The organism is Robertkochia flava (assembly GCF_020166515.1).
In the GTDB taxonomy this organism is placed as follows: Bacteria; Bacteroidota; Bacteroidia; order Flavobacteriales; family Flavobacteriaceae; genus Robertkochia; species Robertkochia flava.
Genome location: NZ_JAINZT010000007.1, coordinates 232,825 through 249,931, shown reverse-complemented (window position 1 = coordinate 249,931; position 17,107 = coordinate 232,825). Strand labels below are relative to the sequence as shown.

Genomic DNA, 17,107 nt, shown 5'->3' with positions numbered 1-17,107 from the left:
GAATAATAGTTGTTTAAAAGCTCAAATACTACGTTCCATAGAAAATTACCGAATAGTTCAGTGCTATAAATAGTACGAATATTTTAATACCTATAAATCGCGTTATTTTCCTATAATAATCTGTTTTGAGAACAGAGTTCCCTGCCCATTTACAAAACGCAGCAAATAACTTCCATTTTGAACTCCATCCAGGGGAATGGAATACAACCCTGCATTATACACCTCGGATGGTGTATATTTCAATATGCGCCTTCCATTCATATCAAAAAGCCCAAATTCCCCGTCTGTAATACCAGGACTCAGCTTCAAACCTGAAATATGAACAACTGATCTTGCCGGATTGGGATAAATGATGATGTTGGTTGTCTCAGGCAGGGGTGTTTCATCATCATTAGCTGAAGAAACAAACTTGGATTGAATCTGAACAATGCTAAAATTAAGAGACAGTGAATTCCCTTGTGCTCCCCCGGCTCCGGAGAGTGCATATGGAACTGCAGTAAGGGTATAGTTACCCGCCGGCATACTCTGTCCGAAATAATTCCCGTTGGAATCTCCAAATAAGGCGTAGGGTGCCACCGACTCTACACGGTTGTAATTCACCGCTCCTGAAATTGTAAGCACAACGCTGCCTACAGCTACTGTTCCCGGATTGGCCCGGATATTGAGCGAATTGGTTGCAAACTGTGAAGCATCGATCTGCAGGCCTTCGGTAAGATCAAGAATATCAGTATCGGTTTCTGCATTCACCAGCGTATAACCGATAATTTCCATCATGTCCTGAACCGGGTCTGTAACCAGAATATCGATCTGATCCACATCATCTAACCCGGATTCATCGGTTACAGTAAGTACTGCTGTATAGCTCCCCGGAACCTCATAAGTATGTGTTGGATCAGCTAATCCTGAAAAATTGCCATCCCCGAAATTCCACGAATAACCTGTAATTGCGTTATCTCCTGCAAGAGAACCTGAACCTGAGAAATTTATAGTTAGAGGTGCTTCCCCGGTGTCAAGATCTGATACGGCTACAGCAACAGGTCCGTTAACATTAGAAACTGTGGTAGTGATCATTAATTCATCAGAAGAGGAAAGTCCTTGCCCATCTGTTACGGTAAGCACTGCAGTGAAGGTCCCTGCAGAAGTATAGGTATGAACAGGGTCTGCCTCAGAGGAGGTATTGCCATCACCAAAATCCCAGCTGTATTCTACAATTGGAGTATCTCCGGCAAGGGATCCACTACCGGTAAAGGAAACCTCGAGGGGAACTTCTCCTGAGGTGAGGTTTGCCGATACCACGGCTGTTGGTCCCGTAACAGCGGGGTCATTAACTGTAATAACAATCTGATCTGAATCCTGTTGGCCGAGATCATCTGTTACGGTAAGTACCGCAGTGAAGGTCCCCGCAGCGGAATACGTATGTACAGGGTCTGCCTCCATAGAAGTATTCCCGTCCCCGAAATCCCAGCTGAATTCTGCGAATGGAGCATCTCCAGCCAGGGATCCACTTCCGGTAAAGGAAACCTGGAGGGGAACCTCTCCTGAGGTGATGTTTGCAGATGCTACGGCTGTTGGTCCCGTAACAGCGGGATCATTAACTGTAATAACAATCTGATCTGAATCCTGTTGCCCGAGATCATCTGTTACGGTAAGTACCGCAGTGAAGGTCCCCGCAGCGGAATACGTATGTACAGGGTCTGCCTCCATAGAAGTATTCCCGTCCCCGAAATCCCAGCTGTATGAGGAAATAGGAGCATCTCCGGCCAGGGATCCACTTCCGGTAAAGGAAACCTGAAGTGGCGACTCTCCGGTAATTAAGTCGGATAGTGCCTGAGCAGTAGGTCCGTTTGTTCCGGGAACCGCTCCGATTGAGAAATTCAGGGTAAGGGGTGTTCCTGCAGTCCCCCCGCCTTTGGAAGCACTATACGGAGTAGCGGTAAGGGAGTATGACCCCTCCGGAAAGTTTTGGGCAAAATAATTTCCGGATGAATCTCCGAACAAGGCATAGGGAGCCACCGATTCTGTCTTCGCAGTACTCACCGGCCCCTGAAGATCGAATATGACGCTGCCCACAACCTGAGGATCCGTATTTGCACGAATATTCAACCCCAGCTGACCCACCTCATTAACATCAAGGATCTGTCCTTCTGTCAGGTTAAATATATCCGTATCATTATCTGCATTCACCAGGGTAAAGCTCACGACAGCATCTCCTTCCGGTGCAGGGTTAGTTATATTTATAACTGTTTCTACTGTGTCTTCAATCCCCTGTTGGTCGGTTACAGAAAGGACCACTGTATAGTTGCCTGCCGAAGTAAAGGTATGCGTCGGATCTGCTGTCGTTGCTGTTGTCCCGTCTCCGAAATCCCAACTATAGGCTACAATAGGGCTGTCTCCGGGAACAGACCCACTCCCTGTAAAATTCACCTCAAGGGGGGCTTCTCCCTGGGTAACATCTGATGACAGAATTGCGACAGGACCTGCAGCGGTTGCCGTCTCAAATTCATATGCTCCTGCATCCTGAGTGCTCCCAACAAGGTTTGCGTTCCCATAAAAATCCAATCCACCGGTATTTGAGATCTGAGCTATATCCTGCTCAAGATCCAGCCCGGCATTTACTGCCGGAGAACCCGGTCCGAATTTATATCCGGTTAAACTCTCCAGTGCATTGCCTATACCGATAGTGACCCCTGATCCGGGTTCATCAAATAATGGGTCGGCAGTAATGCCCAGGTCTGAACCGTTATGCACCTCATTGCCCGTGTTTCTGAATGCATCAAGTGTTCCATAAGTGGTGCCCAGATAATCTATTGTAAAATTATCAGGTGCGTAATAAAGGTTACCAAAGAATCCAACATTAGACCCGGAAGGAACAGATACCAGTCCGGGGGTTCCATGAACTTCAAAAATATTATTGTAGAAGTTAACTCCGCTGCCCAGGCTATTTGGAGTGTTGGTAACCAAAACTGCCATACGGTCTGTTCTTCCATCTGACCCGGAAAGATATACGGTATTGTTGTAAATACTTATGTTCTGTGGAGCTTTATCCGGGTTTTCATTAAATAGTGTTATCGCTCCGAGGTTGACTTTGGCATCATTTTCAAGGATGTTGTATCTCACCTGGATATTATCCATTGTCCTTGAATTTTCAAACTGACCTATCAATATTCCTGGGCCCTGATTATCGTGAGCATAATTGTATTGAATGATTCCGTTGGTCACTCCCCCGTCCAGGTCGAATCCGCCACCGTCACAGCCTCTACCGGCATTCATCCCGTAAACTTCATTGTATTGAATGACCACCTGGTCTGCATCGTAATACCAGATACCCATGGGCCCTCCGCAATTGGTGTTACCCTGTCCTGAATTGTACACCGTGGAATACGCTATGACCGAATTTTGGACATCCGAGAGCACGATTCCATTTCCGGAGTGTTCGCCTTTGTCATAGCCAGTAATATTAAAGACCTCACAGGAATTCACGGTTATATTACTATGAGAATATCCCAATTTATCAGGACTAAAAAACCCAACTGATGTAATTCCACGATCCCGGCAGTCAAATACCTTTAGATTTTCAAGGGTAACTTCCTCAAATCCGGAGATATCATTAACACCGGCAATAGCAATCCCCGATTCTCCAAAACCGCTAACGGAGCAATTCGATACAAGTACATGAGAAAGTTTCTGGTTGCCGGACAGCTGGTTTAAAAGCAGAATACCGAATCCGCTATTCTGGTTGGGACCACTCCCTTTTAAAACTAAATTCTTTATTTCAATTGCCCCCCGATCTACCACCTGTATCGCCGTCAGGTCGCCCGACTCGATGGTTGCCGGCTGACTTCCGTTATAAGTACTTATTAAATTTGGCATCAATGGGTCGGAACCATCGTCAGCATTTAGAATGATACCACCGCTAAAGACCCCTCCGGATTCCAATAAAATCGTGTCTCCGGCCTTAAAGCTAAAGCTGTTTACCTGATCCAGGGTTTGCCAGGGTGAGGATGGATCTGTTCCCGAATTCGCGTCGTTCCCTGAATTACTTACATAATACGTATTAAAGGTACCGGTTAAAAATACCTCTATGGTTTTAGATGCTGAATCTGCATTTCCCTGGACATCAGTTACTGTAAGGATTGCTGTATACTGTCCTGGTGATTCATAGGTATGCACAGGATCTGTTTCTGCCGAGGTTACTCCATCCCCGAAATCCCATTCATAGGAGGCTATCGCATGATCTCCGGGAGAGGATCCGCTACCAGTGAAATTCACTTCTAACGGAGCTTCTCCTGTAGCCACATCAGATGAGACTACTGCTGTTGGACCTGAAGCTCCAACAGGCTGTCCGATACTGAAGTTTATGGTTAGGGGTGTTCCGGGATCTCCGTTACCTCCCGATGCACTATACGGAGTTGCTGTTATGGTATAATTCCCTTCGGGCAACACCTGAGAAAAATAATCCCCTGAAGAATCTCCAAAAAGTGTATATGGAGCAACAGACTCCTTCCTGTTATTACTTTGCGGTCCCTGAAGATCCAGAATTACACTGCCTACTACCGAAGGATTCGTATTTGCCCTGATATTTAAACCTACACCACCCACTATACCAATATCCACAATTTGTCCCTCGGTAAGGGTTAATAACTCCGAATCGGTATCTGCATTAATCAGGGTAAAACTTTCTACGAAGTCTCCGGCAGGACCGGTTGCTTCTGCCGATATTTGCAGACTGGTCTGGTCAGTTAACCCCAATTCATCCGTCACGGTCAAAAGTACCGTATAATTACCGGCAGCGGAATAAGTATGGACCGGATCTACGGCTGTTGAAAAGCTTCCATCTCCAAAATCCCAGGAATAACTGGCAATCGGATTATCACCGGGGACAGAATTACTTCCGGTAAAACTCACTTCCAATGGCACCGGACCAGTCAACACACTGGCATCGGCAACTGCGGTAGGTCCTGTGGCACCAACATTGAGAAAAACTGTAGCCACCTGCCCTCCGTTGTAGGTGATTTCCAGGGGAACACTAGCATTTTCCTTTGTTCCTGCATGTTTCAAAGTAAGGTTAAAGCTCGATCCGGAGGTCAGTAACCGATGGGAAACAGGCGTGGTTTCCACAACGAACTGGTCAGCATCATCACCGACCGTAGTGATATTTTCGAGCCATATTCCCATATTACCATTACCCACATTCAGGTCCACAATTTTAGTCTCTCCCTGGGCAAAAGTAACCTCAGAGGGCAGCAGTAATTCACTCTCATTAAGTGGGTTTCCCTGCGGGGCATCAACGTTGAGATACTCCATATTCTTTTGCTTTCCACCTCCCCTGTTGGGCGATCCTGCCGTGATATGGATGCCTTGTCCTGATACGATGGCCTGGGTACCATGACGTCCGTAATTCATAGCCGGACCGGTTTCCCAGGTATTACTTACCGGATCATAGATCTCGGTTAAATTGTAAGCCGAAGATACCGTTGAAGATTCTGCTTCTCCCCCCATTACGAATAACTTCCCCTGGAATGCCACGGTAGCCGTTGAAGCCCTTGGAGTCGGAATATTCTGAGAAGCAGGCAAGGTCGACCAGGTATTGGTTGCAAAATCATAGACATCAACTTCGGGAATTACCGGGCCAAAAACACCTCCATTTCCTCCGGAGAGCCTCCCTCCTGCTGCATATAATTTACCGTTGATCACCGCAGTATGAAAATGATCTCTCGCCCGGGGAGCATCGGCAAGGGTATTCCAGCTTCCGGTAGCAGGATCGTATACATCAAAATAGGGAACATACCCCCCGTCATGCCCATTTGTATTCCCCCCTAAAACATAGATCTTATTATTATAAAGCACTGTTCCTGCACTTCCTCTCTTTCGTGCAGAGGGTATCTCAGGTCCCTGGTACCATGTATTGGAAACAGGATTAAATGCCCATATGTTGTCGATATTCTGCTCATTCGGATATGCATTGGTCTTAAAACCGGTAACTACCCAGATCAGACCATCATAGGCCACTGCCTGAATGTGATTAAAATCCTGTGGAGCGCTATTGGCATTGTTTATCCAGGTATTGGTGGAATAGTCATATACATCTACTGTGGATGGGCTCTCACGACCCCCGAAGAGATAGAATTTATCACCCGACTGAACAAAAGCACATTCATGGCGGGCCGTATAGGACAGGTTCTCTGCTTTATCATTCCAAACCAGGTTTTCTTCTGAAACGGTCCATGTAAAATTTTCCTGCGCCGGATCTGATCCGGGTTTGGTCACGGTAACCACAACATTATGAACCCCATTTCCCTGGGGACCTCCTGTAAGGGCCGAGTTTAAAATTTCCCCATAAATCTGGCCGTTGGTAGGTTCTATATCCACCCCATCGGGTTGGCCGGAAATAGCATACGTGAAGTTTTCATTAGGATCTCCTCCGGATGCTGCTACTGCCAGACTAGCGATTTCCCCGGGATTATTGGTTTGATTGGAAATGTTGGCTATGGTTATAGGTAAAAAACTTCCATCGTCGATACCAATAATTTCTATAGCTGCAATCTTAGGCTGGTCTATGCCTCCGTCCTGGGAAAGGGCTGAAAAATAAAGATCCAGCGATTGGTCATTTACCTGGGTGGTAAAGGTTTTTATCACAGGGGTTTCCGCTCCGGCCTCAGCGTATATGTCGTAGTTATCCAATACCAGTGCACCTTCCAGGGATACATCAAATACGCGCAGACCGGAACCGCCGGCACCTCCTCCCGTTGCACCGAAATAGATCTCCGCAAAGTAAAGGTTAACCTGGTACTGCCCATTGATCACCGGAATCTGGTACTCAAAAGTTGGTGGATTTGCGCTGCGTTCCGATTGGAATAATGCAGGTAATGCTACATCGGTATTGGTATACACTTTACCTCCTATAAAATATTGATCGGCCAGGAAGGCCTTTCCGGCATAGGTAGTTGTAGACCCCCCGGAATTGATCCTTAGCTGGAACCCTGAGTTAGAGGACGAAGGATCAACCTGTATCTCAGCGGTTGCGGTATCTGAAGCTCCTCTGGAATCTGTCACGGTAAGTGTTACCGTGTACGTGCCTTCAATATTGTATATATGCACAGGATTCTCCTCCTGAGAACTGTTGCCGTCACCAAAGTCCCATAAATAAGATACGATCCCATCATCATCCTGAGAATCGGATGCCGTGAAATTTACCGTCAGGGGCGCAGGCCCCGAAGTTACAGAGGCACCAATAACAGCAACGGGGTTCAGATTTGCTGCACTGAGAATCTCAATAGCTGAAATCTTTGGTTGATCGGCTCCTCCCACAGCCGACGAAGCATCCAGGAAAATATTCACTTCTCCGTCTGTGATGGTAAGGTCAAATGATTTCATCACCGGAGTTTCCGGTCCTGCCTCCGCATAGATATCAAAATTATCCAATACCAGGTTTCCTTCCAGGGTTACATCGAATACGCGCGATCCCGTTCCCCCGGCTCCACCTCCGGTGGCGCCCCAAAAGATCTCGGCAAAATACATGTTTACGGTATAATCCCCATCAGGTACCGGGATATTATACCCGAATTGTGGTGGTTTGGCACTGCGTTCTGATTGAAACAGCGCCGGAACCTGGGCTGACGAATTTGCATAGGTCTTACCTCCTGAAAAATACTGGTCTGCGTCGTATACATTCCCTAAATAATTTTGCTGAGCCCCCCCGGAATTGATACGGATTACTGTAGAATTCAATACCTCCACCTGTTCTGCCTTCAAACTTATTTGTAGCGGACTATTAACCCCTGAATGTACAACCTCGAGGTTCGCAGAAACTGCTCCCGGGATACTCCCCGGAGTTATCGTTATCGGAATAATTCCGGTTTCACCCGAACCGATCACCTGTGGCAGGTTTGCATTAAAGGTAAAAAGCTCGCTATCCGGACCAGAGATGTTGAGAGCAGTGACAGAAATCGGCGGGTCTGTTGCTCCCCCCCCGTTGTTCAGTTCAAGGCTTAAAGCATTATCCGACCCATTGATGAGAACATTACCGTAATCCATAGTTAATGGCACTGCTTCCAAAATACCTGGCTGATCCTGGGTGACATTGATGTAATCCCAGGTGGCAGGATAGGTGGCCGCCCCTCCATTTGTAGCGATTATTCCTACGGCAAGGCCATGGGCGTCGTTTGGATCTAAAAAGCTATTGGGAATCGGGATTGCTGAACCTAAAGAATTGATGGTTCCCCCACCATCAAGAGAATAATAACAGGTTGCCAGATTAGCAGAAGGATCTACACTGATATATAAATTTATCGTATTTGTATTCAGAAGTCCGGGAACGTCGAACTTTTCAGACAAGGTGACATTTCCCTGTTCCTCCAGCAAGATCCGAATACCGCTTACTGCATCTCCCCCGCTAACGCCATCCATAATTACCAGCTTCAAATAATTATCCTGATCCCCGGTTCCTATGTAAATCCCATATTCCTGCCCTGGCTGGGGAGGAATTCCGCTAAAGGGCGTATCCAATCCTGATTGAATAGTGAAGGGAGGAGAATTGATATCCACATCAATACCAAACTGAAATCCATAATCCTGATCATTTTGACCTCCCAAAGCATCCCCCTGGCTGGTCTCATCAATGGAAGCCTTCCCAGCAGCACCCCCAAACGACAAGTTGGTTTCATCGAACTGATCGAGATAATCTGTAGCAAAACCGGGATCCATCATTAACCCGGTAAACCCAAGACCAAAGAATCCGGTTCCGGGATCGTTATTCCAAAATGGGTACTGTAGAGGTAAAGCTGTGGAAAGACCATTATCAGGGTCTATAGCAAAAGGATCTTCCTTATCAGGAATACCATCATTATCATCATCAGGATCTGTCAGGTCTGAAATCCCATCATTATCAAAATCGTTCGGCTGACTACCGGCAGAACATGGATTGGTACCGTTAGCCTCCTCATCACCATTAGTGAAACCGTCATTATCATAATCTAATGCCGCATCATATCCGGGGTCTCCGGGTAATAAGCAACTGATAAAGTCCGATGGCTCAAAGATGGTGATATTATTAGCGCCATAGGTTACCGCCCAAATGGTACCCGGAAACGGGTCATTATCACCCTGGGCGATCACATCAAGTGGCTGGCTTCCAAAACCACTGAGAAATGAATTATTCTTAAAGACCACAGAGGTTCCACTGGCATCCAGTTTATACCGGTTAATTTTTCCCGTAGATGAAAATGTAGCAGTTAAAAGATCACCTTGCATGGCCCCCTCGAAATTGGAGGCAGTATATTCACATATTCCGTTAGTGGAAGACCCTACGATATCAAGTATGTTCAGATCCGGATTGGAAATATCATCGGTTGTGTAATTCCCCTGTCTTTGATCGTCAGGGAAATCTGCAAGACCGAAAGATCCGTTAAAATATCCGGAGACCCCCTGTAGTAAATTACCAAGCGAATAAGCTCCGGAATTCACCCACCCTTCACTGGTATAAACATATTTGAGAATACCGGCCTTAGAAGGAAAGGCCCTGATCGGGGCAGGATGTCCACCATAATAATTTCCATTAACGTCATTAATCGTGCCGATATAATGAAGTTGGTCTCCGTGAGAAACACCATTAGTGATATTAAACTCATTAGTTACATAATCTCCGGCACCGGGATTATAAGCAGCGTTGCTATCGTCACCTTTTAGGACTCCAGAATTGTTATAAATCAATGGAGGACCACCCCAGGGAGAATTAGGCCCGTTATCACTGGTATATATTCTCCCCTGAGCGTTAATCAATACATCATAAGCATTCCGAAAACCGGGTGCAAAAATCTGTACTGGACCACCTGCTTCCGGAAAGGCCTGATTAATTCCGTTATTTCCTCCAAAGGGATCGCCTACATCAATGGTGGCATTACGCATGGGATGTCCCGGCGGATAGGGAAATCGCGGATCCGAATTATTGATATCTTCCCGCTCAGGATCGTTCAGGGTAGGGAGGTCATACACATAAGCAGTTCCGGTTCGCGGATCAATGTAAGGTCCCCCATTTGCATTTTCCATTTGCTCGAGCTGGCTCAGGTTAATAATCAGCAAGGCACCGGAGAGAAAAGTCTCTGTTGCTCCTGCAAAATTATTGGAGGGGGCCCCCATATTGGTATTCCCCCCTTGCTGAACTAAAAGAAAATCTTCGCCCCCCTTAGAGAACATCTCCAATCCATTTGTAGAATGATTTTCCTCGCACCGGGGCAACCCTCTTACAAGATCGGTTTTTATCCAATTTTGCCCGTTCCATACCAATCTTGAGAGCACTCCGGAATTAGTATCAAGATTCCTGTCATCTCCCAGATCACCGCCACCACCTATTCGCCAGTCGGAAGAAGTGACATACAATACAGGATTGGATGCAGTTCCGGTAACTAAAATTCCTGTAATCTGACGCGTCGTGGTACTATTTATTGTACCATCATCGTTGTGATTAGGAGTAAAATTTTTAACGGTTGAAATAGATTTCTGTTCTATTACGGTGTAAGTTCCGGAACCCGCACTGGCATCATCCCTTACTACTGTCAGCTCCCAGATTATTCCATTCTGTTGGGATACATATAATTTATTGTTCGGCCCAAAAGCAAGAGAAGTTGGCTTTGTAAGCCCCTCTCCCACAAGTCCTGTTTCCCCAAAACTTACGGTTTGAGCCTTACCCCGGGCGGATATGAGGAATACACATACCAAAAACAGGATGCTGATGTGAAAATTAGAAAGTTTAAGATTGCCTGAAAATCGATGTACTGAAGGAAGTAACTTTAACGCCATTTAATCCCGGTTTATTTATATTAATGGTTGGTGGTTGTCATTAATTACGGGGCAGTAACAGGCATGGGAGAAAGCTTACATAAAGGTCTTAAACTATTGCTATTCAGTGTTTTACATATCGTTAAAGAATTCTAAAAATCGACTAACTACTTTAGTGCATTCCCTTATCCCTGCACTTGTAATACTTTAAGTATAAGAAGACTAACTAATTTCTGAATGCAATAATGTTTTATCTTACAAAACCCTTAAATAAAAAAACCTCCCCGGAAAGGGAGGTCTAAAATTCTTCTTCTAAAAACCGGTTTTATCCCAGGTACGGGATAGCATCCATTTTTACGGTTTCCTGCGTTCCGGTACGCATGTTCTTCAGGGTGTAGGTACCGTCATTCATTTCCTGGGTTCCGGCAAGTATCACATAAGGAACATTGCGCTTATTGGCATAGTTCATTTGTTTTTTCATTTTAGCAGCATCCGGGTAGAGCTCTGCCTTAATACCCTGTTCTCGAAGGCTTTCAAGAAGTTTCATTCCGTAATAGGCTTCTTCATCCCCGAAATTAATTATGAGCACTTTGGTTTGTTCCACCACCGATTCGGGGAATAGCCCCAGTTCCTCCAGAACGAGATATATGCGATCGAGTCCGAAAGAAATACCGACCCCGCTTACACCTTTGAGTCCGAAAATTCCGGTAAGGTCGTCGTAACGTCCTCCACCGCCAATAGAGCCCATAGCCACGCCCTCAGGCGCTGCCACCTCGAATATGGCTCCGGTGTAGTAATTTAGTCCCCGGGCAAGGGTAACATCTACCTCCAGGCTGGAGGCTTTAGTTCCTAAACCGGCAACCCTCGAAATTATAAACCTGAGTTCTTCCACTCCTTTCATGCCTTCCACCGAGTCTTTCAACATAGCTTCCAGCTGATCGAGACGTTCCTCATTGCTCCCCTGAAAGGCAAATAAGGGTTGAATGCGATCTATGGCATCCTGATGTATTCCCTTTTCCAGCATTTCATTCTTTACCCCTTCTTCTCCGATCTTATCCAGTTTATCGAGGGCCACGGTAAAGTCTATGAGTTTATCAGAAGCTCCTATGATCTCGGCCAGTCCGGCCAGGACCTTCCTGTTATTGATCTTAATGGATACTCCCTTGAGATTTAATTCATTAAACACGGCATCGTAAAGTTTCACAAATTCCACTTCCTGCCATAGGGAATCAGATCCCACCACATCGGCATCGCATTGGTAAAATTCTCTGAATCTGCCTTTCTGCGGGCGGTCTGCACGCCAAACCGGCTGTATCTGATACCTCTTAAAGGGGAGATCGATCTCGTTCTGATGCATCACCACATAACGGGCGAAAGGTACGGTAAGATCATACCTTAGGGCCTTTTCGGAGATCTGGGCTGCCAGCGAATTACTGTCTCTGTTTTCGATGGCCTCCGCACCGGCTTTTCTCAAAAAGTCTCCGGAATTCAGGATTCTGAAAATCAATCGGTCTCCTTCATCCCCGTACTTACCCAGTAAGGTTTCAGAATTTTCGAAACTTGGAGTTTCAATAGGTTGAAATCCATAGAGCTGGAACTGCCCACGAATGGTTTCTATGATGTAGTTTCTTTTGTTTACCTCTTCCGGAGTAAAGTCTCTGGTTCCTTTAGGAATACCCGGTTTTTTTGCCATGGCTGTGGTCGATTTAAATATTTTAGACAAGTTACTAAGAAAGCTTAAGGAAGCATTTCTTCAAACCAATTATACAATTCACCTTTGGTGATCACTCCCCCTTTTTCTATCAGTTCGAATTTGTCCTGGTTAGGGTCATCCCCGAATTTTTTAGCGGCCGTCATAATCTCTACCAGGTCGCTCATATAGTGTTTTTTGAACCACTCAAAACCCTGGGTCGTGGTCAGGTCAATATCGGGGTTATTCACCCGGATAGCAATCAGTTTGATCTCCTTTTCTTCTACCGAGAATAAATGCATCTGCCTGGCAGCGATGTTCTCAATATACTTCACCTTGTTTAATACACCTTCCCAGATGAGATCACTGAACACATCAAGTTCCTGCTCTGCCACCTCCGGTTTGTTCGCCTTGATTTCTTTCCACTCTTCCCCGGTTATGGACTGGGTAGCCAGGAAATTGATAAATTCCCGGTGGAGTTCTTCCAATTGCTCTTTTGTAAGCCTTCTGTATTTCATAGGAGTGCAAAAATAAGAAAGGCCATGCATAATGCATAGCCTTCCTTTATGAAATAAATAATCTCTTAGTTGAAGATATATCTCAGACCGATCTGAGCCTGCCATCTTGAAATAACGTCAGACAGCGGACTAAAGGTGTTAGATAGTGAAGGGTTGAATGCATATGTCGGAACATTATCTGCATCAACGCTTACAGAAACCGGTTGGATATTATTCGGGATCTGTACCACACCCCAGTTCGAATTCAACAGGTTACCGAAGTTCAGAATATCAAGACTCAACTGAATAGTGTTGGTCTTATCGCCGGCTACCTTAAAGTTGTAATCCTGAAGGATCTTAACATCCCAACGACTTCTCCAAGGAGCGAGAGCAGCATAACGCTCTGCATACTGTCCGCGGTTCTCACTTAGATAATCGTCCTGCTGGATATAAGCTTCAAATGCATTACGCCCTTCTTCACTGCTGAAGTTCATCTGATCCAACTCACTTTCGGTAGGAATATAAAGCAGGTCGTTAAAGTTTGACCCGTCATTATTAATATCACCTCCGTAGGTATAGTTAAATCTTCCACCCTGAGCATATTCGGCAAAGGCTGAGATAGTGGTCGCCCAACGATCTCCTCCATAGGTAAATTGCTTGGAAATTACCCCTATGATTCTGTGAGTATCTCCGTACTTAGAAAATCCAAGAACGTCGTTGTTTGCATTTCCGGAAACCGGGTTTCCTGCAAAAGCATCCCCGGTAATCTCAGCTTCGATAGAGTTTACATCCTTAGCATTCAAATAAGAATATGCAAGACTTGTATACAATCCGTTATCGAAACTTTTCTGTGCCTTAAAGGTTGCATTCCAGATGCGTCCCTTATCAGAGTTGGTAAATACGTAAGCATTTGTAGGACCTCCGAAGATCTGCGACTTATCAGCGTTCTCATACACCGGACGGTTATCGATACCCTGCAGGTTACCTGAAGGTGTGTTTAGCCCCCAGTTCTGAACATGGGCCGCATTCAGGTCTTTTGTATAAGAAAGATCTGTGGTAAGTACCAGTCCGTTATCGAATCGGTAATCAGCTCCAAGGCTGTTTCTCCATACCTGTGGCCATTTAAAGTCAGGGTCAACGATCTGATAGAAGAAGAAGTCAACTCCCTGTACCTGGTTTCCTAACCATACGAATGGGAATCTTCCGGTAAATACTCCGGATCCACCCCGTACCTTAAAGGAATTATCACCTTTTACATCCCAGTTGAACCCTAATCTGGGAGAGATCAGGATGTCGTTGCTTGGCAATTGAAGGGAATTCAGGTTAGTCTCAGCTCCGGTTTCAGGATCGAAATAAACGATATCCGGCTGGTAGGTACCGGTTCCGGCTCCACCCTTTCTGTCTATATTCTCCTGAATCTTGGTTTTGGTATCAAAATACAATGGCTTATCAAAACGCACACCTGCAGTGATCTTGAAATCATCAGTCATATTCCACTCGTCCTGAAGGTAGAAAGCCATTTGTCCCACGTTGGTCTCGGCAAGCGCCCAACCACCAGGATTTCCGGTTCCGTTGGCTTCAGAATTTGCCGCTACACTAATCGCATTATCAAACTGCGCCTGCATGCTGCCATCGGCCACCTGGGCAAGAAAATCATTTACAGAACCTGCGGTAGGGAAGAATACCCCTGCGGCTCCGTAAGCTCCCAGGTTAAAGGAGTTGTCAAACTGAAATTTCTCAAAAGAGAAACCAGTGGTAAAGGTATGGTCACCCACAAAGAAGTTCAGGTTATCTGTAATTTGGAATACCTTCTGATCGAGCCTGTTATTGATAGAAAACGGCTCATGACCAGCGATGATGTAGTTACTTCCATCTTCCTGGATGGTGATACTCGGTGCAGGTGTAGATAGCGGATCTCTGAAATCATCGAAATGCGTGTATCCTACCTGTAGTTTATTCACAGCCTGATCAGAAAGGGTAGAGTTTAATTCCACCTGAACCGACTGGATGTTATTATTGATCTCATATCCTGCATTTTCAAACTGAAGGGTATTCGTGTTAGGTCCACGGAAACCAAGTGCTGTCGGGTGAGCTGGTTTTTCTTTGGATGCCTTCAGGAAGTTATAGATAACGGCAAGTCTGTTCTTGTCATTAATGTTCCAGTCGATCTTAAAGATTCCTTTGGTAGACTCTGCACCATAGGTAAATCCTTCATAACGTCCCGGGTTATAAAAAACATCGTTACCCTGGGCATCCTGACCGATAACGATCGTGGAAAGTGCATCCTGAACAGCAATCAGGTCAGATTCTGAAACCCTTGATTCATTAATTGCTCCGGTTCCTCTGTTCGGTGCAAAACCTGCAGTACCGATATCGGTTCTTACGTCACGCTCAAAGTTGGCGAAGAAGAATACCTTATTTTTAACGATCGGTCCTCCGATACTGAACCCGTACTGATTCTGCTCGAGCTGAGGCTTAACTACCTTCTCTCCTTCGATCTTTCCACCGGTAAGGTCCTCATTTCTGAAGAACCCGTAAACCGTACCGTAAAAATCGTTGGTACCACTTTTAGTTACAGCGTTTACCGAAGCTCCGGTGAATCCGGAAAGGGTAACATCGTAAGGAGCAACGGCTACCTGGATCTGCTCGATCGCATCGAGTGAAATAGGCTGTGCGTCTGTTTGACCACCAGGAGTGGCAGCATCAAGTCCGAAGGGATTGTTGAAGATTGCACCATCCAGGGAAAAATTGTTATACTGGTCATTTCTACCTCCAAAAGAGTTCCCACTTGCAGTAGGCTCTAAACGCGTAAAATCCTGAGCCGATCTCGAGATGGTCGGGAGCCTGGTAAGCTCTCTTCGGCCCACACTGGTTTCTGCTCCGGTTCTGTCTGATCCGAACTGTCCTGAACGATCTCCGGTAATAACCACCTCATCCAGTTGCTGGCTGTCTTCCGAAAGCACAACATCGATGGTGGTCGATTTACCCAGTTCCAGGTAAACATCTGTAATTTCCTGAGTCTGGAATCCGATATAGGATACCGTTACAGTGTAAGGACCACCTACTCTGAGGTTGAGCAGGTTAAATCGGCCGTCAAAATTTGTAGAAGCCCCGTAATTGGTGCCGGTTGGGGTGTGTACCGCAACAACGCTGGCGCCCGGTAAAGGCTCGTTTTGTGAATCGGTAACCAAACCTTTAATGTTGGAGGTTGTTACCTGCGAGAACCCTGTGACGCCCACCAAAAGCAGGAACGCCAAAAGTAGTAATCTCTTCATTTTGAATAGAATTAGTTTAGCATGAGTTTAACGCCGGCAAAAGTACAATAAAAAAAGCCACTCGCAAGAGTGGCTTTAATATCTTTAAAAAAAAGTTAATTTTTAGTTTCCTTCAGCGATAACTTCGAAAGGGAAATCAACAACTACTTCTCTGTGAAGACGGATAACCGCGTTGTATTTTCCTGCTACTTTAACGTTACCTCCGAAAATACTGATAAACTTCTTCTCGATATCGATATCAGATTCTTTTTTGATCGCTTCTGCAAGGTCTGCGTTACTTACAGAACCAAACAATTTGTTTCCGGTTCCTGCTTTTGCAGTGATCTTAACTTCCAGCTCGTTCAGCTTCTCAGAAAGCTTCTGAGCATCCTCAACGATCTTTTTCTCTTTAAAAGCTCTTTGCTTCAGGTTCTCTGCAAGTACCTTTTTGGCAGATGGAGTAGCCAAATCAGCAAAACCCTGAGGAATAAGATAGTTTCGTCCGTAACCGTTCTTAACAGTTACCACATCGTCTTTGAACCCTAAGTTCTCTACGTCTTTCTTTAATATTAGCTCCATGGTTTGCTGTTTTTTATTTTAATAAATCTCCAACATATGGCATAAGTGCCAGGTGACGTGCTCTTTTAATAGCAGTCGAAACTTTTCTCTGGTATTTCAAAGAAGTTCCGGTAAGTCTTCTTGGAAGGATTTTCCCCTGCTCGTTTACGAATTTCATCAGGTAATCCGGATCTTTATAATCGATATATTTGATCCCGGCCTTTTTAAAACGGCAGTACTTCTTAGTCTTTGAGGTTTCTATATTAAGAGGGGTCAGATATCTGATCTCACCATCTTTTTTTCCTTTAGCTTGTTGCTCTATAGATGACATAATG

Annotated in this window: 6 protein-coding genes; all 6 read right to left on the bottom strand. The window is 45.5% G+C overall.

Translation table 11 applies throughout. From position 1 onward, the window contains the following. Positions 1-102: 102 nt before the first annotated feature. Positions 103-10,794, bottom strand: coding sequence for a PKD domain-containing protein (locus K7R11_RS15110; RefSeq protein ID WP_317196481.1), 10,692 nt, complete (start codon positions 10,792-10,794; stop codon positions 103-105). Positions 10,795-11,098: 304 nt separating this feature from the next. Then, a complete protein-coding gene (gene hisS / locus K7R11_RS12270) occupies positions 11,099-12,466 on the bottom strand; it encodes a histidine--tRNA ligase (RefSeq protein WP_224491036.1) in 1,368 nt (455 codons plus the stop codon). Positions 12,467-12,510: 44 nt separating this feature from the next. After that, a complete protein-coding gene (locus K7R11_RS12265) occupies positions 12,511-12,981 on the bottom strand; it encodes a DUF6495 family protein (RefSeq protein WP_224491035.1) in 471 nt (156 codons plus the stop codon). A 65-nt stretch (positions 12,982-13,046) separates the two neighbouring features. After that, positions 13,047-16,235: a TonB-dependent receptor gene (locus tag K7R11_RS12260; RefSeq protein ID WP_224491034.1), complete on the bottom strand. Its 3,189-nt coding sequence runs from the start codon at positions 16,233-16,235 to the stop codon at positions 13,047-13,049. Positions 16,236-16,337: 102 nt separating this feature from the next. Then, positions 16,338-16,793 (bottom strand): 50S ribosomal protein L9, encoded by a 456-nt coding sequence (gene rplI / locus K7R11_RS12255; RefSeq protein ID WP_224491033.1) that lies wholly within the window; start codon positions 16,791-16,793, stop codon positions 16,338-16,340. Between the two features lie 13 nt (positions 16,794-16,806). Further along, positions 16,807-17,106, bottom strand: a complete 300-nt coding sequence (gene rpsR / locus K7R11_RS12250; protein WP_224491204.1) for a 30S ribosomal protein S18 — start codon at positions 17,104-17,106, stop codon at positions 16,807-16,809. Position 17,107 lies beyond the last annotated feature (1 nt).